General features: G+C 39.3%; 16 protein-coding genes and 1 pseudogene. 5 read left to right on the forward strand and 12 right to left on the reverse strand.

Annotation, left to right across the window (positions count from 1 at the left end):
- Positions 1–17: 17 nt before the first annotated feature.
- Together AC2SLN_RS04890 and AC2SLN_RS04895 are read right to left on the reverse strand one after the other, a co-directional pair.
- The gene (locus AC2SLN_RS04890) at positions 18–1,940 is read right to left on the reverse strand and encodes a glycine betaine ABC transporter substrate-binding protein (protein ID WP_486548449.1); all 1,923 of its coding nucleotides are present in this window, start codon (positions 1,938–1,940) and stop codon (positions 18–20) included.
- A 271-nt stretch (positions 1,941–2,211) separates the two neighbouring features.
- Positions 2,212–3,642, reverse strand: a pseudogene (locus AC2SLN_RS04895) (coniferyl aldehyde dehydrogenase); the annotation flags it as partial.
- Positions 3,643–3,785: 143 nt separating this feature from the next.
- On the opposite strand from AC2SLN_RS04895, the gene lipB reads away from it, so the two are divergent.
- The 4 genes from lipB to AC2SLN_RS04915 all read left to right on the forward strand — a co-directional run bounded on the left by lipB (position 3,786) and on the right by AC2SLN_RS04915 (position 9,400).
- Entirely contained in the window at positions 3,786–4,622 is an 837-nt protein-coding gene (gene lipB / locus AC2SLN_RS04900) for a lipoyl(octanoyl) transferase LipB (protein ID WP_486548450.1), read from the forward strand.
- 3 nt (positions 4,623–4,625) lie between these two features.
- Positions 4,626–5,678 carry a hypothetical protein gene (locus tag AC2SLN_RS04905; RefSeq protein WP_486548451.1) on the forward strand — a complete coding sequence of 351 codons (1,053 nt, stop codon included), beginning with the start codon at positions 4,626–4,628 and terminating at the stop codon, positions 5,676–5,678.
- Between the two features lie 291 nt (positions 5,679–5,969).
- The gene (gene ilvD / locus AC2SLN_RS04910; RefSeq protein ID WP_486548452.1) at positions 5,970–7,874 is read left to right on the forward strand and encodes a dihydroxy-acid dehydratase; all 1,905 of its coding nucleotides are present in this window, start codon (positions 5,970–5,972) and stop codon (positions 7,872–7,874) included.
- A gap of 293 nt (positions 7,875–8,167) precedes the next feature.
- Positions 8,168–9,400, forward strand: a complete 1,233-nt coding sequence (locus AC2SLN_RS04915) for a cation:proton antiporter (RefSeq protein WP_486548453.1) — start codon at positions 8,168–8,170, stop codon at positions 9,398–9,400.
- Between the two features lie 114 nt (positions 9,401–9,514).
- On the opposite strand, the gene AC2SLN_RS04920 is transcribed toward AC2SLN_RS04915, so the two are convergent.
- The 4 genes from AC2SLN_RS04920 to AC2SLN_RS04935 all read right to left on the reverse strand — a co-directional run bounded on the left by AC2SLN_RS04920 (position 9,515) and on the right by AC2SLN_RS04935 (position 14,394).
- Positions 9,515–10,879 carry a serine hydrolase domain-containing protein gene (locus AC2SLN_RS04920; protein WP_486548454.1) on the reverse strand — a complete coding sequence of 455 codons (1,365 nt, stop codon included), beginning with the start codon at positions 10,877–10,879 and terminating at the stop codon, positions 9,515–9,517.
- Between the two features lie 255 nt (positions 10,880–11,134).
- On the reverse strand, positions 11,135–11,635 hold the full coding sequence (locus AC2SLN_RS04925; RefSeq protein ID WP_486548455.1) for a protein tyrosine phosphatase family protein: 501 nt from the start codon (positions 11,633–11,635) through the stop codon (positions 11,135–11,137).
- Positions 11,636–11,759: 124 nt separating this feature from the next.
- Positions 11,760–12,662 (reverse strand): MaoC/PaaZ C-terminal domain-containing protein, encoded by a 903-nt coding sequence (locus AC2SLN_RS04930; RefSeq protein ID WP_486548456.1) that lies wholly within the window; start codon positions 12,660–12,662, stop codon positions 11,760–11,762.
- A 331-nt stretch (positions 12,663–12,993) separates the two neighbouring features.
- Positions 12,994–14,394, reverse strand: a complete 1,401-nt coding sequence (locus AC2SLN_RS04935) for a 3-oxoacyl-ACP reductase (RefSeq protein ID WP_486548457.1) — start codon at positions 14,392–14,394, stop codon at positions 12,994–12,996.
- 649 nt (positions 14,395–15,043) lie between these two features.
- Here AC2SLN_RS04935 and AC2SLN_RS04940 point away from each other — a divergent pair.
- Positions 15,044–16,840, forward strand: coding sequence for an acetyl-CoA C-acetyltransferase (locus tag AC2SLN_RS04940; RefSeq protein ID WP_486548458.1), 1,797 nt, complete (start codon positions 15,044–15,046; stop codon positions 16,838–16,840).
- Between the two features lie 208 nt (positions 16,841–17,048).
- On the opposite strand, the gene AC2SLN_RS04945 is transcribed toward AC2SLN_RS04940, so the two are convergent.
- The 6 genes from AC2SLN_RS04945 to AC2SLN_RS04970 all read right to left on the reverse strand — a co-directional run bounded on the left by AC2SLN_RS04945 (position 17,049) and on the right by AC2SLN_RS04970 (position 24,393).
- A complete protein-coding gene (locus AC2SLN_RS04945) occupies positions 17,049–17,396 on the reverse strand; it encodes a PilZ domain-containing protein (protein WP_486530896.1) in 348 nt (115 codons plus the stop codon).
- 177 nt (positions 17,397–17,573) lie between these two features.
- Positions 17,574–18,785 carry a DNA polymerase III delta subunit-related protein gene (locus tag AC2SLN_RS04950; protein ID WP_486548459.1) on the reverse strand — a complete coding sequence of 404 codons (1,212 nt, stop codon included), beginning with the start codon at positions 18,783–18,785 and terminating at the stop codon, positions 17,574–17,576.
- 91 nt (positions 18,786–18,876) lie between these two features.
- Positions 18,877–19,722 carry a 3-deoxy-manno-octulosonate cytidylyltransferase gene (gene kdsB, locus AC2SLN_RS04955; RefSeq protein WP_486548460.1) on the reverse strand — a complete coding sequence of 282 codons (846 nt, stop codon included), beginning with the start codon at positions 19,720–19,722 and terminating at the stop codon, positions 18,877–18,879.
- Between the two features lie 105 nt (positions 19,723–19,827).
- Entirely contained in the window at positions 19,828–21,048 is a 1,221-nt protein-coding gene (gene lpxK, locus AC2SLN_RS04960; RefSeq protein ID WP_486548461.1) for a tetraacyldisaccharide 4'-kinase, read from the reverse strand.
- 218 nt (positions 21,049–21,266) lie between these two features.
- On the reverse strand, positions 21,267–23,108 hold the full coding sequence (gene msbA / locus AC2SLN_RS04965) for a lipid A export permease/ATP-binding protein MsbA (RefSeq protein ID WP_486548462.1): 1,842 nt from the start codon (positions 23,106–23,108) through the stop codon (positions 21,267–21,269).
- A 172-nt stretch (positions 23,109–23,280) separates the two neighbouring features.
- Positions 23,281–24,393 carry a ParB/RepB/Spo0J family partition protein gene (locus tag AC2SLN_RS04970; protein ID WP_486548463.1) on the reverse strand — a complete coding sequence of 371 codons (1,113 nt, stop codon included), beginning with the start codon at positions 24,391–24,393 and terminating at the stop codon, positions 23,281–23,283.
- Positions 24,394–24,561: the final 168 nt, after the last annotated feature.

The raw sequence follows: 24,561 nt of genomic DNA on the forward strand, positions 1-24,561 counted from the left end.
ATCCTAAATAATTTTACTTATCTAGGACAGCCCCAATTTTTATTATGATTGAGTAGCTCATCTCTTTTACGCCTACCTCTACCAAAGGCCTGAGTAATACGATCTATGATTATTGCCATAATAACGATAGCGGTTCCTGCTTGTAAGCCTTGACCGATATTAAGAGTTTGAATAGATTGCAGCACATCTTCGCCGAGTCCAGGTGCCCCAATCATTGAAGCTAAAACCACCATAGAGAGTGACATCATGACCGCTTGATTGATTCCCGCCATGATACTGGGTAGTGCTTGTGGCAACTTAATCCATAACAACAGCTGCTTATGATTACTACCAAATGAGCGTCCGGCTTCTACCATCTCGTGAGGTACTTGATTAATACCAAGCATCGTCAGCCGAATAAGCGGTGGCAACGCATAAATAACCGTGGCAAATAGTGCGGGCACTTTACCAATACCAAATAGCATTAATACTGGAATAAGATAGACAAAGCTTGGCATGGTTTGCATCACGTCAAGTACAGGTGTTATGGTTCGCCGCAGCAACTGACTACTCGCCATTAAAATTCCAATTGGAATACCAATGACCATCGTAATCAGTACAGATACTATCAGCAGAGACAAGGTCTGTACCAATGCAACCCATAATCCAAAAGCACCAATCAGAAACAACCCAACAACGCAGGCGATAGCAAACCATAATTTACGAGTAGCAAACCATCCAATCAACCCTATAAAGGCAATCACTAGCCATGGCGGCGTCATACTAAGAAGCTTTTCGATGGGTAGTAGCAGATAAGTTAACGTGACCTGACTAATAGACCTAAAAACATCTCCAAAATTTTGGACAACATAGCTCAGTGTATTATTTAATGAATTTTCAAATGACCAGACGGGAAACCACTCTAAAACATTATTGGTTTCAGTTAATGAAGCATCATCGCTTTGATGAGTATTGCTGCCTATTGCCAAATCAGTTAAGGACACACCAAGTGAGTTTGCAAGATTTTGTGACGCGATAGGGCTTAACCAATTTTGCCAAACTTGAGGGTTTTGTTTTAGAAACAGCCTTGCCTGCTCCTCGCCGCTACGCTTATTTTCAGTCATCTCCAAAATAGCATTGTTAAGTGTGTCAGGCGTAAATTGAACCTTTTTAAACGCATCGACAAGTTCAGGGTTACTAGCAATAAAAGGGCTAGATAAGGCAATACCTAACTCAGATACTGGAAAACCAGAGACACAGTCCGTTTGACTATTGGCATCCAGTAATTTATCCCAGCAGTCACTGTCGTACTCTGGAAACTGAATCGGAGCAAACTCATACTTAGCCATAAGCCCTGTTGGCTGCCAATAATAAAACAGCAATGGTTTGCGTTGCTCAAAAGCTGAAGATATCTCAGCATCTAGTGCCGCACCTGTACCTGGCAATACGTTATTATAGTGTTTATCTAGACCAGTATTTTTAAGGAGATGCGTATTAAAAACTTCACATGTCCAGCCGGTAGGGCAGTTTAGAAAACGGGAACGCCTCGGATTCTCTGGATCAGTAAATAAATGAGCTAACTTAGGCAGGTCGTGGTAGGTTTTAAGCTCAGGATTATCTTCTAATACATACTGGGGTACATACCATCCTTGAGTGGCACCGCCCTTCAACGTATCTCCAATAACCTGTGCTTTGCCTGCTTTAATGGCATCTTCCATAATGGGTGAACGTCCTACCCATTGCTCGCCTATTACATCAATATCATTTTGTGATAATGCCGTTTCTAATGCGGGTCCAGCGCCTGGTACAAGAATCGTCTCGCACCCATAACCTTCTTCAGTAATGGTCTGCAATACAGCAGAAATAAACTGACCACTCTCCCAAGTCAATGAGCCAAATTTAACTGGCGCTAACTGATCATCCCCACAAGCTGCAAAAACTTGTGAAGATAAAAAAATCAAGCTTAATACCAACCACTGTCGAATTTTTATAATGAGATGCACAAGACTGCCCAGATTAATTATTGATGTTTGGGTTATTTAAAACCTGTTCACTTTTCAGTTTACCGTTATCTATATTTAATTGCGAATAAATAGTGTTCCTTATTCTGCAACAAAATCCTATAAAAAAGCCCCTATCATCTAGTAGAGGCTTTGTTTTTCTTAACGCAGGCTTAACTTTAGAAAGTTTAACTAGAAACCAAGTTTTTATTTTAATCCAAACCGTTTGAGTTTACTTACTCAAAAGCTTCAGCCCTTTCTTAAACAACTCACTGTATGGCGGCAGCATAACACTCATAGCATTCAGATTAGACTGTACAAAAACGGGTTTCATATGACTAAAACGCTCAAACCCCCACTTGCCATGATATGCGCCTATGCCTGAATGCCCCACCCCACCAAACGGCAATTCATTTTGAGCCACATGCAGAATAACTTCATTCACAGCGACACCACCGGATACCGTATGATTGCGGACATAATCAATATCATTGCTATTTTTACCGAATACATATAAAGCTAGGGGACGTGGACGGCGGTTAACGAACTCTACGGCATCACGTACACCATCAATATGAACCAACGGTAGAATTGGCGCAAAGAGTTCATTTTGCATAACTTGCGAATCTGTCTCAGGATTCACGACAATGACCGGCGGCATTAACCGACTTTCAGCATCGGCTTCGACCTCTGTTAAAGGAACAATTTTCTCTTTTGGTAATTCGTCAAGATAACTTGTTACACGCTTAAACTGGCTGTCGTTGATAATATAGGTGTAGTCGTTATTATCTCTGATGTTAGGATAGTGTCTTTTTACCCATTCTTTGGCAAGTTCGACAAATTTTCTATGCAAAGATGAATGAATTAATACATAATCAGGTGCAATACAAGTTTGTCCCGCATTAAGGGTTTTACCCATCATCACGCGATTGACCACATTTTTTAGATTTGCATCTTCCAACACAACTACGGGAGACTTACCACCCAATTCAAGGGTTACTGGGGTAAGGTTTGGTGCAGCAGCAGCCATTATTTTTTTGCCCACACTAGTCGAACCCGTGTAGAGAAGATGATCAAATGGCAACTCACTAAAAGCAACGGCTAACTCCACCTCTCCCACCACAACGGCTATCATATCGGCAGAAAAATGCTTAGCCACCGCTTCAGCAAATGCTTGGGCAAACAAAGGTGCTGACTCACTCATTTTAATTAATATTCGATTGCCTGCGGTTAGAGCATCAATCATAGGGCCAACTGATAAGAATAATGGATAATTCCAAGGTACCATAATACCTACTAAACCAAGAGGCTGAGGCTGAACTTCATTATGGGCAGGGCGATATAACGCTGAAATACTAGCGCGACGGATTTTCATCCAATTTTTGCCATGCTTCTTGGCATGTGAAATAGCTTGAAAAATTGGAACTAGCTCAGCAAAGTTAGTTTCAACTTGACTGCGGTTACCAAAGTCCTGATTAATAGCATCTGCAAACCGCTGCTTGTTTTCACTTAGCATAGTTTCTAAGCTATCGAGCAATGACGCCCTTTTATCCCACGAATTTAACGGTTTTTTTCTTGTTAGTCGCTGCATGTGCTCAAATTGTGATTGTAATTGAGCTTTTGTCGTTATTATATGCTGACTCATGTTATTCTCCTTAACAGGTAATTAGATTTAAACGATCGCTAGATTTACACTTTTTCTGGTAACTTTGTCAGTCGTTTTTAATATCTAAGCGACCTATATTCAAAACCTAAATTTGTGTTATGTTATGGGCTTAACCCTTCATTATTAGCATAGTGCTCTCTATGACAAAAATCTATGATAACCTTGCAGCCACATTACGTCTCCGTACCTTAATAGATGCAGACTATCAAAGTACGCATGCGGATATGCTACAAATTACCCTAGATCGTATTGACAAAAAAAAGCAAGGGATCTCTACCCCTGATGAACTTTGGGTCGTAGAGCATAATGACGTTTACACATTAGGACAAGCAGGTAAAGAAGAGCATATCTTACAACGGGGTAATACCCCTATTATAAAAACTGACCGTGGCGGTCAGGTCACATGGCATGGTAAAGGTCAGTTGGTTATATATTTTTTATTTGATTTAAACGCACTGGGCTGGACCGTACGCAACTTAGTATCTCATGCCGAACAAAGCATCGAAGATGTCTTGAATCAAGAACTTAAGTCACATGTTTCAACACAACAGTTTTATGCTAAGGCGCGTAAAGATGCACCGGGCGTATATATTTATAATAATAACGATTTAATGCTGGGTAAGATTGCCTCACTGGGCTTTAAAATCAAGCACGGGTTTAGCTATCATGGCATCGCTTTGAACTTAACTTGTGATTTAAAGGTATTTAATGCCATCAACCCTTGTGGTTATGCCGGTATGCAAATGCTTAAGCTGGCTGACTTTGTAAATTTAACTAACGTTGATTCGTTAACTCAGATTAATAAGGCTAATGGGGATGAGAAGGCCTATTGGGTTAAACCACCACTCTCTGGTCTTGATATAGCTACTGGTACGGTTACTGAATTACAGATTACGGCAAAGCTCGTTCGTAATATAATGCAGCGACAATCAGGTAATATCAAACTACGTGCATTAAAAGATGACAATGAGACATAGTTTATGACGATACATAACAATTACTTTGTGAATAAACATAGCTCGGATAAACATAGCTCGGATAAACATAGCGTCAATCAGCATAGCCTACAGGTAAATCCCAGCTTAAACCCTAATGATAATTCAAATGCCAATATTCATACCAATACGAATACGAATATCAATACCAGCGACAGACACACGCTTCATAAGCCTGATGATCATAACCAAAATAATGCCAATATTATTAACCATAAAAGCGATATCGTTACTCAAAGCAATAACATAGACATAAACTTAGTGAGCGTCAGTGAAAACAGTGAAGAGGCTAATCTTAATGATGCCGCTTATATACGGGTCAACGCCCGTCAAGGCTACCCAAAGCAGATTGAAAAACCCTCTGACAAGCAAACAGAAGTCTTCAATATCTCCAATAATAGTAATAGCTTAGAATTTAATAGTTTAGACTCTAACAGCTTGATCCTTAATCAAATCATTGTTGATGCAAACACACATTGGCAGATACATAACTGTAAAATTATAGATAAAACGCTTACGCAAAGTGAAAAACTACCATTTATATATCATTATGATGCTTTGGACGAAGAGATTAAAAGTCTGCACCCATTGGAAGGACAATTGTTAAAACAGTTTCAGACACCTATGTTTGCAAACGAAGCGGCTCAACACCTACACCTATCCGAAGATTTGATTAAAACACCTTGGCAAATCAAAGTTACTGGCACGTTAGTCATGTTTTGTGAGCCTCTACAAATTGCATTACGCTTGAAATTTACCAATACGGCAAAACAACGAGATCCTGTTTATACTGAGGCTAAAGAAGATGCTCTACTACTTTCTATGAAGAAATGGCATTTTTATGGCGATGTATTTGTACTTAATAAAAACAGCCAACCTCTGATTATAATGTTAGAAGATGAATGGATGTCGATTCCCCGTCTAGACGACTATCAAGCATTACCCGCGTCATATTCAGTGGCGACTTTAGCATTATTAGAAGCGCATATAGATACCCTACCTCAGTTAGATGAGGCCATCAAAATAAGACTTATTTAGCAGCTTCAGCCTCCGGGTTCATATGCATACAAAACGTTTAAATCGCTTTATTAAGAATCTGTTTATAAATACGTTGACATGAAACTTTAAGTTTCAATAATCTAGATTAACGGGCTATATTATATGGCTCTAGCCATTCGCACTGATTATTTTTCAGTTAATCTTTAGCTATAGCGTGTTAATCATAATATTTATTTATACTTGAGCAATAATTTTTCCTTTAATTAAAATTGGTTTTATACGTTACAATAGATTATTACATTTAACTCCTATTGATGAGAAGGACGACCTATGCAATATCGCTCTAAAACGTCTACTTCAGGCCGAAATATGGCTGGCGCACGTGCTTTATGGCGTGCTACTGGCATGACTGATGGTGATTTTGACAAACCTATTATTGCCATCTCAAACTCGTTTACCCAGTTCGTTCCAGGTCATGTTCATTTAAAAGACATGGGTCAATTGGTTGCACGGGAAATAGAAAGAGCTGGCGGCGTCGCAAAAGAGTTCAACACCATTGCTGTAGATGATGGGATTGCTATGGGTCACAGCGGTATGCTGTATTCGCTACCCAGCCGTGATTTAATAGCCGACTCTGTAGAGTATATGGTCAATGCTCATTGTGCTGATGCTCTCGTATGCATTTCAAACTGTGACAAAATTACACCCGGTATGTTAATGGCAGCGATGCGCTTAAATATTCCAGTTATCTTTGTGTCTGGTGGCCCAATGGAAGCGGGTAAAGTATTGGCTTCAGACTTAGCACCTAGCCACAATTTAGATGCCCCAGTTAATGAAGATGGTAAGGCCATTCGTAAACTTGATTTAGTCGATGCCATGATTGATGCAGCTGATGACAATGTCAGTGATGAAGATGTACTTGAAATTGAACGTTCTGCTTGCCCTACATGTGGCTCATGCTCTGGTATGTTTACCGCAAACTCTATGAACTGCTTAACCGAAGCACTCGGTTTGTCCCTTCCCGGTAACGGCTCATTACTTGCCACTCATGCAAAACGTGAAGCATTGTTTTTAGAGGCAGGTCGCCGTATTGTCGACTTAGCCAAACGCCGATATGAGCAGGATGATGATTCTGTCCTACCCCTTTCAATCGCTACCAAAGCCGCTTTTGAAAACGCCATGAGCCTTGATATTGCTATGGGCGGTTCAACAAACACTATTTTACATTTATTGGCTGCCGCTCATGAAGCTGAAGTTGACTTTAAAATGGCAGATATTGATGAGCTAAGTCGCCGTGTGCCTTGTTTGTCCAAAGTGGCACCTGCTACTCAAAAATACCATATGGAAGACGTACACCGTGCAGGTGGTGTATTTGCAATTTTAGCAGAGCTAAATCGTGCAGGTCTGTTAACGACAGACTTACCCACAGTGCATAGCAAGACCCTACAAGAAGCCTTGGAGATGTGGGATGTGATGAATACGGACCACCCTAACCATCAAACCGCACGTGATTTATACATAGCGGCGCCAGGTGGTGTACGTACTACCCAAGCTTTCTCACAGAACAAAGCTTGGTCAAATTTAGATTTAAACCGCGAATCAGGCTGTATCCGTTCAGTAGACAATGCTTATTCAACCGATGGCGGTCTTGCTGTACTATTTGGTAATATTGCTGAGCGTGGTTGTGTGGTTAAGACTGCTGGCGTCGATGATAGCATTCTTACCTTTACTGGTCGTGCCCGAGTCTTTGAATCACAAGATGATGCAGTAGAAGCCATATTAGCTGATAGAATCGTAGCGGGGGATATTGTCATCATTCGCTATGAAGGTCCAAAAGGTGGTCCTGGTATGCAGGAAATGCTCTATCCAACATCCTACCTTAAGTCTAAAGGTTTGGGCAAAGAGTGTGCACTATTAACAGATGGTCGTTTCTCTGGCGGTACTTCAGGGCTTTCAATTGGTCATGCCAGCCCAGAAGCGGCTGAAGGTGGTGCGATTGGACTGGTCAATGAAGGCGACACCATTCATATTGATATTCCCAATCGTAGTATCAATTTAGAGGTGTCAGACAGTGAGCTTGCCCATCGCCGTGAAAAGATGGAATCTCGTGGTAGTAAAGCTTGGAAGCCCGTTAATCGTGAGCGTCACGTTAGTCAAGCGTTACGTGCTTATGCGGCTATGACCACCAGCGCAGATACCGGCGCGGTGCGTGATGTGAGTCAAGTGGAACATTGATTCTAGGTCATAAATAGTATTAGTGCTTAGTAGGTTAAGCTTGGTAAGTTAAGTCAGCTTCGGCTGGCTTTTTTATTTTTATACAATTCTTTATGAGTGACGTCATGAGTAAGTACTGGTAAACCATTTTTATTACTAAATTACAACGATTCCGATGAATCTTTTACTAAAGCAGAATTTTTCTTTATGCTGGAATCAGGCATTATTACCAGCTTTTTCAAGATGACGGTGGTCTATTTTAGACCCTACATTAACTTAAACTTCAACCTTTTGTTTCAAGTGGCGCAAAAATAATGAATGATAACTATAATGGATTTTTATTAGTTTGCGGTATTGCTTTTTTATTTGGTGCATTTGCACCCATTTTGTTCAAACGCTTACCTTTCTCACTCCCCATGCTGCAAGTTAGCTTCGGTTTAGCAATGGGTTATTTTTGGGCTTCGTTACCCTTTTTAAATCCAATCGAAAATGGTATAGCAGTTGAAAAATTATGTGAGCTTGTCGTCCTAATATCCTTAGTAGGCGCTGGGATTAAACTAGACACTCCCCTAAAATATAAGTATTGGCAACCAACGATTAGGCTGTTATTAGTCACTATGCCTATTTGTATCGCTGTCATGGCAGCATTGGGCTACTATGTATTTAGTTTTAGCCTTGGGGCAGCATTACTTATGGGAGCTGTTCTCGCTCCTACAGATCCCGTTTTAGCCTCAAGCATTCAAGTCGGACCACCCAATTCTGGCTCAGAAGATACGCCACGATTTACACTGACCTCTGAGGCGGGTTTAAATGATGGCCTAGCCTTTCCATTTGTTTATTTAGCCATTAAGATTGCAGAGCATTACGGCAAAGCTGATGGCATCACGACTGGCCTAATATGGGATTGGTTTACATATGATGTTCTATGGAAAATTATTGCGGGTACCGTCATTGGTGTTATCGTTGGTAAAAGCATCGGACGATTAGTATTTAACCGACGCTTTAGAGAAACGGTTATTTCGCAAGGCTATGTCGTTATAGCATTGACCTTATTAGCATATGGGATAGCGGAATTTATTCATGGCTATGGGTTTATCGCCGTCTTTATTGCCGCCTTTTCATTTCGCCGTTCAGAACACGGTAATAAATATCATACTGAGCTTCATGACTTTTCCGAGCAGTCCGAGGGTTTGCTCATGTCATTGGTGTTAGTTTGTTTTGGAATTGTGTTAGGCCAAGCTCTAAGCTCAGGAGTTGAACTACCTTGGCAAGTGTATGCAATTAGCCTGCTATGCTTATTTGCAGTGCGTCCACTGGCAGGTTGGGTGGGTCTAAGCGGACTTCAATTAGCCAATAGGGAACGCTTTATCATATCTAGTCTAGGCATCCGCGGTATCGGAACTTTTTATTATCTTGCTTATGCACTAAATAAAAATGTATTTAGTACGGATGAGGCAACAAGCTTATGGATTATTTGTTCTATAGTGGTGTTAGTTTCAATATTTTTACATGGTATGAGTGCACCAACTCTGATAAAACGGACTTAGTGATTAACGAGCTAACCATTAAAAACATCGCATTTAAAAACAGGGCATTTAAAGTGTAAACCATTTAAAAGATCTTAATTTCTAAACTATATAATGGCTAACAAGGTTGATGCGTTAAATATACTCATCAACCCACTTCAATATGGCTTCATTTATAGCAAACTGACGAATGTCTGTACTCATGATGGTTCTATAATTATGCACAAAGGCTACCGCCAGTTTTCTATCAACATCGCACCATGCCGTTGAACCATTATAACCCATATGACCAAACGCATTAGGGGCTAAGTTACAACGCGTGAAAAGACGATGATATCCTAATCGCCAATACATGCTTGATGGTGCTGTGGCTGCCATTATCGCATCACTACCCGTCACATAAACTTTGGTTAACTCATTGAAGACTTTTGGACTAATTAACTGCTGTCCCTCCCATTTGCCTTGATTGGCAATCATCGCATACATCTTTCCAAGGGCACGCGCAGAAGACACATTATTTGCAGCGGGTATTTTTGCAATGAGTGCCTTATCTTCATAATAATTTAAAGGCTCTTTTCCAGAAGGCCACAGCGCATTTTTATAATCAATCAGATTTACGCTACCCATTTCAAAATACAACTTGGTAATATCCGCAGTGGTTAGCTTAAAGTCATCTTTCAAATTGTTTTCTTGCTTAACCAGTTCATACCAACAAGCATAACTGGGTAGTGTTTTATAAGCATTAGTAACAGCCTCACTATCTTGCTTTAATGTTGGTTTTGAACTTTTATTGCTCTTTTTGGCATTACTGGCATTATCTAGATGCTGTTTTTGCCCTGGTTTATCATCAAAATATTTTATCAGCGTCGCAACATTATCAACTTGGCTTTCTTCGACACCAAATATCATCTCTCCTTCTACGCCGAGGGGTTTTGCCAAATAATCGTTTAACGCTTTATTGAGTGGCATTTCGGTTACTTTTTCGATTAATCCACCCAGTACCCAACCCGATACCAATGCACTGTAACAGCTTTCTACTGACTGATTCCTAGGCACTTCTGGAGACATTTGCTCAATTTTTTTAAGCATTTCCTCCCAATCCAGCATATCGTCTGCTTGTTCAGTGATAGACTGAATATTAAAAAGATTTGCACGATGGGTTAATACATCTCTAAGTGTGATTTTACTTTTTAAATCATGCGCTTCTGGATCTAAATCCCCACTGACAAAACTTGGCCAATATTCAGCAATTACTGTATCAAAATCAAGTTTTCCTAGGGATACCAAAACATGTATCAAAGTGACTAAGACACCTTTACCCGTAGAATAATTGAGCGATAAGGTATCGGCAGCCCATTGTGAGTTTTTTGTGGCTTGCCCAATGTTACACTCCGCTATAAGCTCGCCTTCATGAAAAACGACTAGAGATCCACCCGATGGCGCATTTTCGAGTTGAAGTGTTTGCATTAATTGTGAAAGCTTTGTTTGCAACTCTTGCATAATGTCACTCATATATATTTAAATTATAGTGGGGTTTATACCATTAGATTTGTATCACTGTATTGAGCTGTATTAAATTAGTACGCTAAATTCAAAAAGACCTTCTAATACAAGTGATACAAGCCTCTATTTTGAAAATAAGTGTATTACCTTATATTATTTAACGCCCTTATCCCTTAGTGTATCCTTAGAGTACCGTTATTAACTTAATATGATTAACTTAACATGAATTATTGTCAGCCGCTAGGTTTAGCGCTAGCGTGGTACTAATAACCGCATACGTACATCTTCCTCTAAATCACTTTGTAACCCGTGCTCCACACCACGTTGTATAGCGGTATCCATTTTACGCCCACGCAACCAGCCTGCTCTCAACGCTACACACGCACCAACAAAATTACCAGTTGCACAATGTATCAATGTTTTTTTACCGTGATGTGTACGTAAAGCTTTATCAAATTCTAGTAGGTTTACCTGCTTTAGGTCATTTACGCCTTTAACTGGCAAATGCGTATACGTTATACCTTGAGCTTCAACGTATGATTTCTCATCAAATGTTAACTCATCTCTAGGCTGCAAGTTAATGATATGCTCTATACCTGCATCAGCAATTGTGGCTATTTTATTCGCATCTAAAGCGCCCGTTACTACTGTATTTGGATCAGGAAATTTAGCCCCTGTAATAACTCGCTTTAATGCCATCTCAAGGGTAGATTCGTTGGCATTACCTGAATCCGCATTGCTATCATCAGTCATTTGACGTCGTCCTATTAAGTCACTTTTCAAAAACTAAATAAATAAAGGGCATATCATAAATGCTGATACACCCTTTGTCGAATATGCATAAGACTTATATTCTTATTTTGTTATGATAAAAGGATTAAATTTTACTAATTTTACCCAATAAATGTGGCTTGTCCTTTCTAGCATTCACTAGGGTAAAAGCTGCCTCATTTTCAAGCTTGGCCATATTGCTACTGATTAATTTTACTTCTGCTGGCAGGAAGATAGGTAGCTTGAATTGAACATCCACTTTAAAGGCTTCAGGCAACTCTATCAAACTTAAACATTTTGCCTTAGACCACATACCGTGGGCAATAGCTTTAGGAAACCCAAAGGCCTTTGCGGTTAGGGGATGTAAATGAATTAAGTTGAAGTCACCTGAAACTTTGGCATAGCTACGCCCGATAGACTCAGGCACTTCAAATACATAGTTCAGCACGCTATCTTCTTCTTTACCATTAAAAGCGGTAGATTTAGCCTTGCTACGCTTTGCCGTAGCTGGTGATAATTTAGAAGACTTTTGACGAGATAAATAAGTTGATGTACCTTCCCAAACTAGCTCCTCGCCACTGTGAACCTTAGTTACAAAGTCAAATTGTTTTCCTTTTACATGGTCCGCTAGATTTGCAAAGCTAACCGACATTGATATCGTCTCAGTATCTGCTATATGACGATACTGCGTCACTGAATTTTCAATATGTACTAAACCTAACATAGGAAATGCAAAGGGTTCATTGACCATCATATTCATTTGCAACGTTTGGGACAACACAGCAAAATAAGTAGGAGGCACTAGACCATCATCTACAAAACCACATATGCGGCGATAATCTTTTAAGTTGAATTTGTCTAGCTTAAATTTATTCACACTGTAGGTTGCCACTGGCAGCGTATCTTTTGACCCTTTATTGGCTTTACCAACAATAGGTAACATGGATTTAATAATTTTAGGATACGTAGTATAGGCTTTTGGTAACTCTTTATAGACACGTGTAGTCATTCTTGAATATTCCCATGTAATATACGGTTGTCATACAGAAGATTAAACAGACTAATCTAATGAATTTTGTGCGTTTATAGTCGAATACCTTGATAACTAAATACTTTATAGCTAAATACTTTATAGTTAAATAGTTTTGACTCAGCTACTATGTAGCCGATGTGAATACTACAGCAGTAGGACAAACAAGGGGAAGGTCTTAACTGTTTCAAAACACCTTAACTGTCTTAAAAGGTATTTGACTATACTTGTCTTATAAAAGAGCCATCCGTAGACAGCTCAAAATATTATTTTGTGTATTGAACAAGTTTATGCTCTTTTTCTACACCTTTTATGCCCCTAGCAAGCTTTGTCCACACACTCTAACAGTGTTGCCATTTATACCGCCTGACGCTGGAGAAGCGAGCCATGCTATGGTCTCAGCAACATCAACAGGTAAACCACCTTGACTCATTGAATTCATTCGTCGTCCCGCTTCACGAATTGCAAAGGGGATTGCCGCCGTCATTTGCGTTTCAATAAATCCTGGTGCTACAGCATTTATAGTAATGCCTTTATCTTCTGACTTTAGCTTCTTAGCTGTGGCTTGTACCAAACCGATAACTCCCGCTTTAGAAGTTGCATAATTGGTTTGACCTAAATTGCCTGCAATACCGGAGATGGATGATACGCACACAATTCGAGCATGGTTATTTAGCACTTCATGATCAAATAAGTAATCATTAATCATAGCGATACTTTGCAAATTAATGTCTATAACCATATTCCATTGATTTTCATCCATGTTAGCTAAGGTTTTATCACGAGTTACCCCAGCATTATGAATAACGCCATCAAGTCCACTACGTTTAGCCGCCGCCTCAGCAATTTTCTTACCCGCATCATCAGCAGTAATATCTACTGCCAAAGTAGACCCTCCGATTTCACCGGCGACTTTTTGTAAATCAGATTGTTGTGCTGGAATATCTAGGCAGATAACATGTGCCCCATCCCGAGCCAAAACACGGGCAATAGCCTCTCCAATCCCACGACTTGCGCCGGTCACTAGCATGGTTTTACCCGCTAAGGGCTTTGACCATTCTACATCGACGGCGCTACCCTCTCCAATACGAACCACCTGTCCAGATACATATGCAGAACGTGCTGACATAAAGAAGCGTAGAGCTGAATCAAGATTTGATTCTTGACCTTTGCTCACGTAGATCAATTGGGCTGTAATGCCTTTTTTAAACTCTTTGCCAACAGATTTGACAAAACCTTCCAATGCACGTTGTGATAATGTTTTACCAATACGATCGCATTCTTCAGGAGGACGTCCGACAATAATAACACGCCCAGATTGTTCTACTTGACGAGCCACTGGATGAAAAAAATCATACATCTCCTTCAAATCTGGCGCATGACTAATATTACTGGCATCAAATAACAGTACCTTATATTTATCAGTATTACTATTGCTTTGTTTGGTATTCAACCCTATAGCAGAAAAGGAATCACTATGCGGATCATTACTAGCCATATATACATCAGCATGTAATTCATTTAACACATTAGCAATAGAATCACTTAAACGACTGTCTTCCCCCGCGGCTGAACCAAATAATATACTACCACGAACGACTTTTTCTCCAGCTTGGTAGCGGTCTAATCTAATAGGTAAAGGCAATCCAAGGTTTTTGGCAACTTTCTTTCCAAGGGATGACTGTACAAACTCTCCATAACGATCTGACATAATGTCTCCAGTTTTAGTAATTAAATGAATGAAATTCTTACTGTCTTAATGTAGGTCATTGAATCAACTTTCAAATCTAAACTCGAATTTACATAGGAATAGACACGACTACCCAGTTCAAAATAAAGGTAGCATTATTAGCATTAAAAGTCATTTATAGTATCCTTGATAATTGTTATAAAGCCACAACACAAGTATATAGGCACAAGTTTGAATATTAGTCTTCTCTAATATTTTGTGTTTCTATATTAAAAAAACTCTTACAACCTGTAACGTTATATGACGGTCTCGTTAAATGATTGTGCTAAAATAAATACCTAATCATGAGAATAAGTTATGAGAAAGTGATTAACTCATAAAACTCACTTATTATATAACGTCGTCATACTAATATATTTAGGGACATTGTTATTATATTGGTTATTGGATTGGTCAGTACATTGGTTATTATTTTATGCATTGTCGTCATATAATACCATCAATAAATTCATGATTGCTTTTAGAGCGCTGTCATTACCAGATCAGGGTAAGACTTTTTCAAAGACAATCAATGTTGGTAATCTAGATATAATCACTAATTTTTAAATTACCTGAAAATTTCAATTCCAAAACAAACTACTATTAACTTTGTAATATTTAAGGACTATTTATGAGTGGCTCTAAAAAACCTTCAAAAAAAACAACTGTGGTAACGGAGACTAAGGTCATTAAATCTGGTAAGTCTTTACTCGATGAAACCATTAACGATCAAAAAAACGACGGTAAATCTGAAACGATAGATGGGTTTGCAGAGTTGCAAGAAGAAATCTCTCCCTCTTCAAATACCAATACCGATAAAATTATCCGTGAAGATAAAGCTGCCAAGCAAAGAATTATTGAAGATAGTAAAGAACAGTCTGAAATAGACGATATGACGACGGCATTGACTGAGGATAACGCTATGACTCAAGAGATTAATGTCGATAATGTTGATAATAACGTGAATGATAACACAGGCGACAAATCTAATAATGAAGTAAGTGCGGCGGATAAGCCTGAAAAAAATAAAACGCAGGCTTCGGCAGATAATGATAGAAACAACTATGATGAGACTCAACCAAATAATAAAAATAATAAGGGAACACCAATGACTAAGTCGTTAGATAATGCCAGCAATCACAGCAATCAACTTCGCCGTGTGGCTATTTTAGGGGGTAATCGCATTCCTTTTGCTCGCTCAAATGGTAGTTACGCCGATGCGAGTAATATCGATATGCTGAGCGCTGCCTTAAATGGTTTAGTTGAGCGTTACGAGTTGCAAGGTGAACGTCTTGGTGAGATCGTCGCAGGTGCAGTTTTAAAGTTAAGCCGCGATTTAAGTCTAACTCGTGAATCAGCATTAAATACTTCTCTAGATCCACACACCCCAACTTATGATATTTCTCAAGCATGTGGCACTGGCTTACAAGCAACGTTCGCTTCTGCAAATAAGATTGCTTTAGGTATTATTGATTCAGCGATAACTGGTGGAGTAGATACTACTTCAGACGCCCCTATTGCGGTGGGGGATGGTCTCCGTAAAGCACTGATTAAACTCGGGGCGGCTAAAAATAATAAACAACGTTTTGCTGCCTTAACCAGTATTAATCCTAAAGATTTAATTGATTCTCCTCAAAATGGCGAACCACGCACTGGTTTATCCATGGGCGAACATCAGGCCATTACTGCTTTAGAATGGAACATTAGCCGTGAAGCTCAAGATGAGCTTGCTGTAAAAAGTCACCATAACCTAGCCCGTGCCTATGAAGAAGGATTCTTTGACGATTTAATTACCCCTTTTAAAGGTCTGACCCGTGATAATACGCTTCGACCTGACACTACTCTTGAAAAATTAGCGACACTTAAACCGGTGTTTGGTAAGCTTAATGCCAACCCAACGATGACGGCAGCAAACTCTACACCGCTAACAGATGGTGCATCCTGCGTACTACTTTCAAGTGAAGCATGGGCCAAAGATCATGGTCTTAAACCATTGGCTTATCTGGTCCATCAAGAAACTGCTGCGGTTGACTTTGTCGGTAAAAAAGGTATCAAAGAAGGCTTGTTAATGGCACCGGCTTATGCGGTACCACGTATGCTTGAGCGTGCTGGTCTAACCCTGCAAGATTTTGATTTTTATGAGATTCATGAGGCATTTGCATCACAAGTTTTATCAACGCTTGCTGCATGGGAAGATGAAACTTTCTGTAAAGAACGCTTAGGTCTTGATGCCCCTCTTGGTACGATTGATCGTGACAAACTCAACGTCAATGGTTCTTCGCTTGCTGCAGGTCATCCGTTTGCTGCAACTGGTGGTCGCATCCTTGCTACTGCTGCTAAACTTCTGGATCAAAAGGGATCTGGTCGTGCCTTGATATCAATCTGTGCTGCGGGTGGTCAAGGGGTTACCTGTATTCTTGAAAAATAATCAATAGGTCATTGCCATGTTAAACGAGCCACTACAAATTTTAGTGGCTCTTTTGCTATCGAAAGGTTAAATGGTTTAATCATATCTATTTATGTTTATAAGCCAATTAAATAAGCTACTCTAGGGGAGTCCTAATAGCCTAACTAGATTGTAATAATTGTATAAGTATCATTCTAACGTCTAAGTGACACATTTAATCGATATTGCTTTACATGGTATAAGTAGGCTCAGCTGAGTTAATCATTCCAGCCAATAACCGTTCAATCTCATTTTTCATTCTCAAACCAGCTTCATCCTTTTCAAACTGCACTGCAAAACCAGAAGGTCTATTCGATTGATTGCGCTGGTTTATCCAAACTACCTTGCCATGCAGGGGCAGTCGCTCATGCGAGCCGGGTAAAGTCACTGCAACAAAAACCTCATCTCCTAGATTTTGTAAGTGTTCTGAAGGGATAAAAATTGCCCCATTTTTTACAAAGGGTAAATAGCAGGCATATAGGGATTGTAAATTTTCAATATGACAGCGTAAAATACCACCACGACTGGGTAAAGCCATACCTTACTCCTTAAGTGTGCATAAAATACTAAATTTTATTCATCACGATATTAAGTTAATGCTAAATTCGAATAACTCATGCATCAACAAATAAACGCCAGTCTGCACACAGCGCTTAGTAACAAGCTGCACATCTGCAAATATTAGCTTATAAGTATTTAACTATAAATCCTCTAACTATAAGTTTTCAAGTACTAACATTATCTTATCGTAAGCCACTTTATCCTGTACATTTTGTAAAGTCGCGGTTTTAATATCATCTATCTGACTCATTACCCACTGCACGGTTTCAATATCCAAGTCTAAAACTGATGGATAGCTACGTAAGTCTAAATCAAGTTGTAACGTAGGCATACCAATGCAGCATCGACACAAATCCATTAACATCACTTCTGATAAGGTAATAAACTCGGTTAAGCTCAAGTTACTTTGCCAGTAATCGCTTGCCGCTATTCCACTCCGTTTTGCTGAGCGTAATGCTAGCCAAGTTTGCAACCACGTATTACGATGTTGATACCAGTTACTGGTTAACATATTAAGCGCTGCTAATGGTGCGCCATTAGCCAGATTTAACAGTTGAGTAATTTGTATATTCAGATCAATGTCATTAACCCCTTCTCGATTATATTGCGTATTGCTTGGGAGGTTATCCTGCTTATTATCTCGAGGGTTATTAAGAAGTTTTCTACTTTTTATAGTCTCGGCTAAATAACTTATTACTTTATCACGCTCAATTTGATCTATTGCTACTTTTTGAACACGGCTTTTAATTGTTGGTAATAGTTTTGCAGGGGCATCACTTATTAAAAATAACAAGACACCATCACTTGGCTCTTCTAACGTTTTGAGTAAAGCATTGGCAGCAGCAATAGTCATGGTTTCAGCATAATCAATAACACAAATTTTTAGTCCTAGACTACTTTGGCTTATAAACGGTTGCAATGCCCTAATATCATCTACCTTAATTGAGGTACTCCTCTTATCCTCGCTTTTGGAGAGAGCGACACTTTTTTTATTAGAGGGCGTTTTGGACTTGACGCTTTTAAGTTGCCTGTCTAAATTGTCGTTGCTAGGAGCGTCAGGATGCATAGGCAGAGGAAAACTGGCTTCAGGTAACACTCTAAAATCTGGGTGTGTGCCTGTTGTTAACCAGTGACAACTTTGGCAATGGCCGCAAGCTCGCTGGGTGTTTTCTTGTCTATTTGCACACAGCATCCATGCCACAAATCGCCACACAAAAGCCCGTTTACCTATTCCCTGCATACCTGAAAACAACATGCCATGTGGTAATTGCTCGCTTCTTGCAACTAAGTCTTCCCAACCTTTAGATTGCCAAGGTAACAAAGGGGCAAAATATGACATTTCCATTAACTGTTCTGAACCACTCATAACCCCGCTACCACCTTAACTTTAAATTTGTGCATGAACCCTTTTAAGATGTGGCCTAGACCTAATAAAAGACAGCACTCAACAATCTGCTTTATAGAAGTGCGTCAATTGGCATAGAATTTAATCTTGCCAAGTCTTCTTCAGTGTCAACCCCCGCAGGTAGCTGCATTGATGCCTGAGCTATTGCAATTTTTCCACCATTTTCAAGCACTCTTAATTGCTCTAAACACTCAATCATCTCCAGCACACCTGGCGTCCACTTAACAAAATCCTGCAACAGCTTAACGCGATACGCATATAAACCTAAGTGTCGATTGGCATTTTTTGGCACACTAAATTGTTTTTCGTCTTGTAGCAAGCTCTCATTATTACATTGGTGCTGATTGCCCAGAGCAAGAGCATGCTCACGATCACAAGGTATAGGAGCTCGGCTAAAATATAAAGCATGTCCAAGAGGGTTTGTAACCACTTTAACAGCAGAAGGGCGTACAAACTCCTTGTGATTAACAATTGGTTCACATAAGGTTGCCATGACACATTCTGGTTGATTCATTAATAAATCTTTAACTTGTTGCAACAGTACAGGTGGTACCAGTGGTTCATCGCCTTGCATATTGACCACAATATCGTCTTTACCCCAGCCTTTTATATTAGCCACTTCTGCCAGTCTATCCGTACCGGACTCGTGACTCTTATCTGTCATAACCACATCATAACCTGCTTTAGTACACACTTCAGCAATTCGCTCATCATCCGTTGCAATACAAAGGTCATCGGCAAATGTCGCCTGTTGTGCTTTCTGTGCTACCCATAATATCATCGGTTTACCATGTATATTCAATAAAGGTTTACCTGGTAAGCGGGTACTTTTATAACGGGCAGGTATCACTATATGTACTGCTGGATTCACTTGGTTATGTGAATGTTGGTTACCCATGACACATCCTTATATTTATTCGTATATTTATTCTAATATTTGAAGTCACGTTCATAGTTATTATTAAATCTGTATATATAACCATACTTCGAACAAGTGAGAGAGTTAAACCACTTTAAGTAATTTTAATTGAGCCATCAATGTCGTATAACATTCTTTAGATAAAACTGCAGTAACAGGCAATACCCAAATTGATAAACGACTAAGTTCGGTGTTTTGTCTCACAAGCGGAGCAATTTTCACAGCATCTTTAGACGTGATAATGATTGGATAATCCGTTAATTGCAATATATCGCTCACAACAAATTTATGATGATCTGGCATCGGTTTTGCGATGACCTCAAACCCCAGTTCAATCAGTGTATTAAAAAATCTTTGTGGATATCCAATACCACTGACTGCATATACCGTTTTAATTGTTTGATCATAATTACCAAAATTTACTCGGTCATTGAATTTAAAGTCTATTTCAGCTTTTGAATTAATGTCACTTTCTGTTTCTAAAGGTATTAAATGACCTGGCAGTAAATGCATGGTTAGCTTACTTTGATGATGTGTTCCGCTATGTTGTCGCTTATCGCTACCCTGTCCTGATATTTCAGAGCTATTTTCTGACAATGGATTATCGGAAAATGAATTATTAATAGAGGAAGCTTCTGAATGATGATAAATGACTGTCGACCCCTTTAGCCTGCTAATAGGCTCTCTTAAAAACCCAGTTGGCAGTAGCTGTTTGTTTCCAAAGCCACGTGAACTATCCACAACTATCCATTCAATATCGCGCTTAAGTTTATAATGCTGCAGTCCATCATCGGCTATAATAAGCTGAATGCCTTGAGTGTTTTTTAATAAACACTCAATAGCAAGTTGCCGATTAGGACACACGCTCATTGCCACACCTGTTTCACTCACTATCAAGTAAGGCTCATCTCCTACGTCACGCGGCATACTATTGCTGGTAACCATGCACGGCATAATTTTACCATTACCGCCATAACCTCGGCTAATTACCCCAATTTTAATACCATGAGATTGCAGAAAATGTACTAATTGAATAATGAGCGGTGTCTTACCACTACCTCCGACCGTGATATTACCCACAATCAAAACTGGCACTGGCGCATGATATGACTTTAAAACACCAAGCCTATAAACATAACGCTTAATATAACCAATCAGGCCATAAATCCAACTTAAAGGTAACAACAGCCACAGCCACCAAGCTTGGGATTGCCACGCTTTAACCATCTTCAACTCAACGTTTGAGCCTATTTCTTCTAATCGTGATTGAGAATGATTGGATGTTGAGTCTTGATGTGGAGTCATATAGAGTCCAACTGGTAAGGTAAGTATTTAAACAAAAATGATAGTTATTTAATCACTCTTAGATATTTTTAAGTAATTTGTAAAGTATTTATATAATGATGATGTTGCTTAGGCTATTTTTTAAAAACAATTCAAGTATTAACTTAGTCTCTCTTAACGGAATTCACAACCTTTTAGAAAGAAAATGCATCATCATCAATGCATTGAACAGCCATATTTTAGGTAAAGTCTCTATCGTACATCTGGGCATAATGTCCAGAGTTTGCCATCAATTCACTATGAGTACCAGTCTCAATAACCCGACCTTCATCTAAAACCACAATTTTATCTGCAGCGTCGATGGTGGTTAGACGATGTGCAATAACCAATGTGGTTCTATCAACCATCACATTATTTAAGGCTTGTTGGATATAGTATTCCGACTCATTATCCAGTGCACTGGTTGCTTCATCTAAAATAAGTATCGGCGAATTTTTTAATAAAGCACGTGCAATAGACAAGCGCTGACGTTGACCACCAGAAAGCTGTAACCCCTCAGCGCCAACGGGGCTGTCATACCCTTTTGGCAGTTTCATTATAAAATCATGAGCAAAAGCGGCTTTGGCAGCGTCGACAATCTCATCGTCGGATTTAACTGCTAAATCACCATATGCTATATTGTGTTTAACAGTATCGTTAAATAAAACCACTTGCTGGTTTACCACAGCAATTTGAGATCGCAAAGCATTTAAAGATATATTCTCAATTGGCTGCCCATCAATACAAATCTGACCAGAGGTTGGAGTTAGTGTGCGGGTCAATAAATTCACTAGGGTTGTTTTTCCAGCGCCACTTCTACCTACCAAAGCGACCGTTTCACCTTTATTGATAGTTAAATTAAATGCTTCAAGCGCTTTTGTACCATCATCATATTCAACGGAAACATTATCAAAATGTATTGAGCCGCCAATAGTAGGATTGAGTGTTCCTAAATCTTCCTCTTCTGGTTCATCAAGTAACGCAAAAATGGATTGACCAGCAGCAATGCCTTTTTGCAATTTCTGATTAACATCTGTTAATGATCGTACAGGCTTACTGATTAACCCTGCTGCAGTCAAATAGGCTATAAACTCACCAGCCGTGGTTCCTGACATAACCTCAGGACGTATTGCTAACCATACCACCACTGACATCGCTATCGCCATCAAAAGCTGAACGGCTGGCGTGTTTATGCTATTGGTCACAACCACCTTCATGCCCTGCTTCAAATTCTTCAAGGAGGCACGGTCAAAACGGTTGGCTTCATACTCCTCGCCGCCATAGTTCTTCACGACATGATAACCACTTATGACTTCATTGCTGATGTGACTAACATCTCCCATCGTTTGCTGGATACCTTTTGACAAATCAAGATAACGTTTAGAAGCAATTCGAATTAAAATGAGGATAGGTGGCAATACCAGAAACAATATTAGAGTGAGCTTCCAGTTCGAATACAACAGAAAACCCAATAATGAAATGACAGTTAAGCCATCTCTTAACAGGGTTTTTAATGAATCCGTACTGGCAGCTGTGACTTGTTCGACATCAAAGATAAGCTTGGATGAGATAGTACCTGAAGGATTGGCTAAAAAGAATGCACTTGGTAGACTTAAGAGTTTATTGAATACTTCGACCCTTAATTTATATACAAGATTACGTGATATTAACGCAGAAAAATAATTACCTAAAAAGGTACCAATCCCACGCACAAAAAATAGAAGCACAATTAAAAGTGGAAATAAATTTAACTCGGCCTGTTTACCCTTATTAATAGCATCTGTTATAAATTGAATTAATTTAGCAACGCCAACTTCTGTAGCAGAATTAATAGTAAATCCTACAATTGTTAATAAAATAGCCCACCAGTAAGGCTTGATATAGCTTAATAGCCTTAAATAGGTCGCAGTCTGTGAGGGCGGTGTTGGTTTGGTTGCTTTAAAGGTTGATGAAATTAATTGAGGATTTAAATTGGTGTCATCAGTAGATGAATGTTGTAATTTGGCAGTGGATGATTTTTCAGTATCTGATGATTGCGGCATCTTTTGCCCTTAGTTGTTGAAACCTTTATTTCAAATAAACCGACTTTAAAATTACTTCCAAAGCATCTAGATCTAGTTATCAGATCTAGCAATTTTAATCCAGTGAGGTTTTTTAAAAAGTAAAAATATATAAAATTAAACGTGATTAAGGCACTAAACCCACTTGTTGAGATTACTCAAAATGTTTTAGTAGTTCATCAAGCTCTTCTGGGCTGTGAAAGAAAATCTCAACACTGCCTTTACCGCCTTTTTTTTGTTTAAATTTTACCGTCGTACCCAGAAAATCTGATAATTTTTGACTTAATTTTTCAACCTCACCATCTAATCGAGGCTTAATGGTTTTAGAATCTTTATCAGGATTTAAAATTGATTTTACTAACTTTTCAGCATCACGAACCGTCATTGAAGCATCAATAATCTTTTCCGCGATTATTGGCTGTTGTTCAGAAGATAATGACAACAAAGCGCGCGCATGTCCCATATCAATGCGACCTTCACTTAGGTAAGTCTTTACCACTTCATTCAGATGATTCAATCTCAATAGATTTGAAACCGTGGTTCTGGCTTTACCCACCACATCAGCAATCATCGCATGACTCATACCAAATTCGGTATGAAAACGCTGTAATGCCGCTGCCTGTTCAATGACTGATAAATCTTCACGTTGAATATTTTCAATGAGTGCAAGAGCTATTGCAAGCTCATCTGACAAGGCACGCTCGATAGCTGGTATGGTAGATTGATCCGCCATTTTTGCTGCTCGCCAGCGCCTCTCGCCCGCAATAATTTCATGAGTAACCTTATCAGAAACTTTTTCCTCCCCTGATAACAAAGGACGAATAACAATAGGTTGCATCACGCCGTGCTGACGTATAGAAGAAGCCAACTCAGCCAATGCTGATTCACTCATATCACGCCTAGGTTGGTATTTACCAGCTTGGAGTCGTTCAACATCCATCTGTACCAACGTCATTTCTTCATCAGCTATATTATCTCTATTGGTCTTACCAACTGATGCGGCAACCTCTTCAGATTTTTCAGATTTATAGTGACCATTGGCAACACTTTTGTTGTTTTTTAATGTCTGCCTAGCTGGTAATTTTGAGGGTGTTGACTGACATTTAGATTTTTTAGCTTCGCCTGCAGGTTTAGCATTATTAACTTGACTATCGTCTATTGCTAAATCATCACGTAAAGCGACTGCTGTGATTTGCTTTTCTTTTTTAATTGAACCAAGCAGAGCATCCAACCCTCGGTTGGCGGCTAATCCACGCTTTTTTGCCATGATGGTTATCCTCTACCTGCATATAAAATCTAAATAAGAACTAACTATAATATAAAACGATGAAAAAGCCAAAAGCCAAACCTGTATTTACATTATGTGTTTATCCGTTACCACTCTAAGCTTATCAATTATCGACTACTGATATAATTTAGGGGTTGAACATTTTAA

The sequence above is a fragment of the Psychrobacter sp. CX90 genome (assembly GCF_057396305.2).

Coding starts and splice junctions, on each gene's coding strand:
- AC2SLN_RS04915 (WP_486548453.1), top strand. CDS start 8,168: ATGAATGATAACTATAATGGATTTTTATTAGTTTGCGGTATTGCTTTT.
- AC2SLN_RS04940 (WP_486548458.1), top strand. CDS start 15,044: ATGAGTGGCTCTAAAAAACCTTCAAAAAAAACAACTGTGGTAACGGAG.
- AC2SLN_RS04925 (WP_486548455.1), bottom strand. CDS start 11,635: ATGACTGATGATAGCAATGCGGATTCAGGTAATGCCAACGAATCTACC.
- AC2SLN_RS04935 (WP_486548457.1), bottom strand. CDS start 14,394: ATGTCAGATCGTTATGGAGAGTTTGTACAGTCATCCCTTGGAAAGAAA.
- ilvD (WP_486548452.1), top strand. CDS start 5,970: ATGCAATATCGCTCTAAAACGTCTACTTCAGGCCGAAATATGGCTGGC.
- AC2SLN_RS04950 (WP_486548459.1), bottom strand. CDS start 18,785: ATGAGTGGTTCAGAACAGTTAATGGAAATGTCATATTTTGCCCCTTTG.
- AC2SLN_RS04905 (WP_486548451.1), top strand. CDS start 4,626: ATGACGATACATAACAATTACTTTGTGAATAAACATAGCTCGGATAAA.
- msbA (WP_486548462.1), bottom strand. CDS start 23,108: ATGCCGCAATCATCAGATACTGAAAAATCATCCACTGCCAAATTACAA.
- AC2SLN_RS04945 (WP_486530896.1), bottom strand. CDS start 17,396: ATGGCTTTACCCAGTCGTGGTGGTATTTTACGCTGTCATATTGAAAAT.
- kdsB (WP_486548460.1), bottom strand. CDS start 19,722: ATGGGTAACCAACATTCACATAACCAAGTGAATCCAGCAGTACATATA.
- lpxK (WP_486548461.1), bottom strand. CDS start 21,048: ATGACTCCACATCAAGACTCAACATCCAATCATTCTCAATCACGATTA.
- AC2SLN_RS04920 (WP_486548454.1), bottom strand. CDS start 10,879: ATGCAAGAGTTGCAAACAAAGCTTTCACAATTAATGCAAACACTTCAA.
- AC2SLN_RS04930 (WP_486548456.1), bottom strand. CDS start 12,662: ATGACTACACGTGTCTATAAAGAGTTACCAAAAGCCTATACTACGTAT.
- AC2SLN_RS04970 (WP_486548463.1), bottom strand. CDS start 24,393: ATGGCAAAAAAGCGTGGATTAGCCGCCAACCGAGGGTTGGATGCTCTG.
- lipB (WP_486548450.1), top strand. CDS start 3,786: ATGACAAAAATCTATGATAACCTTGCAGCCACATTACGTCTCCGTACC.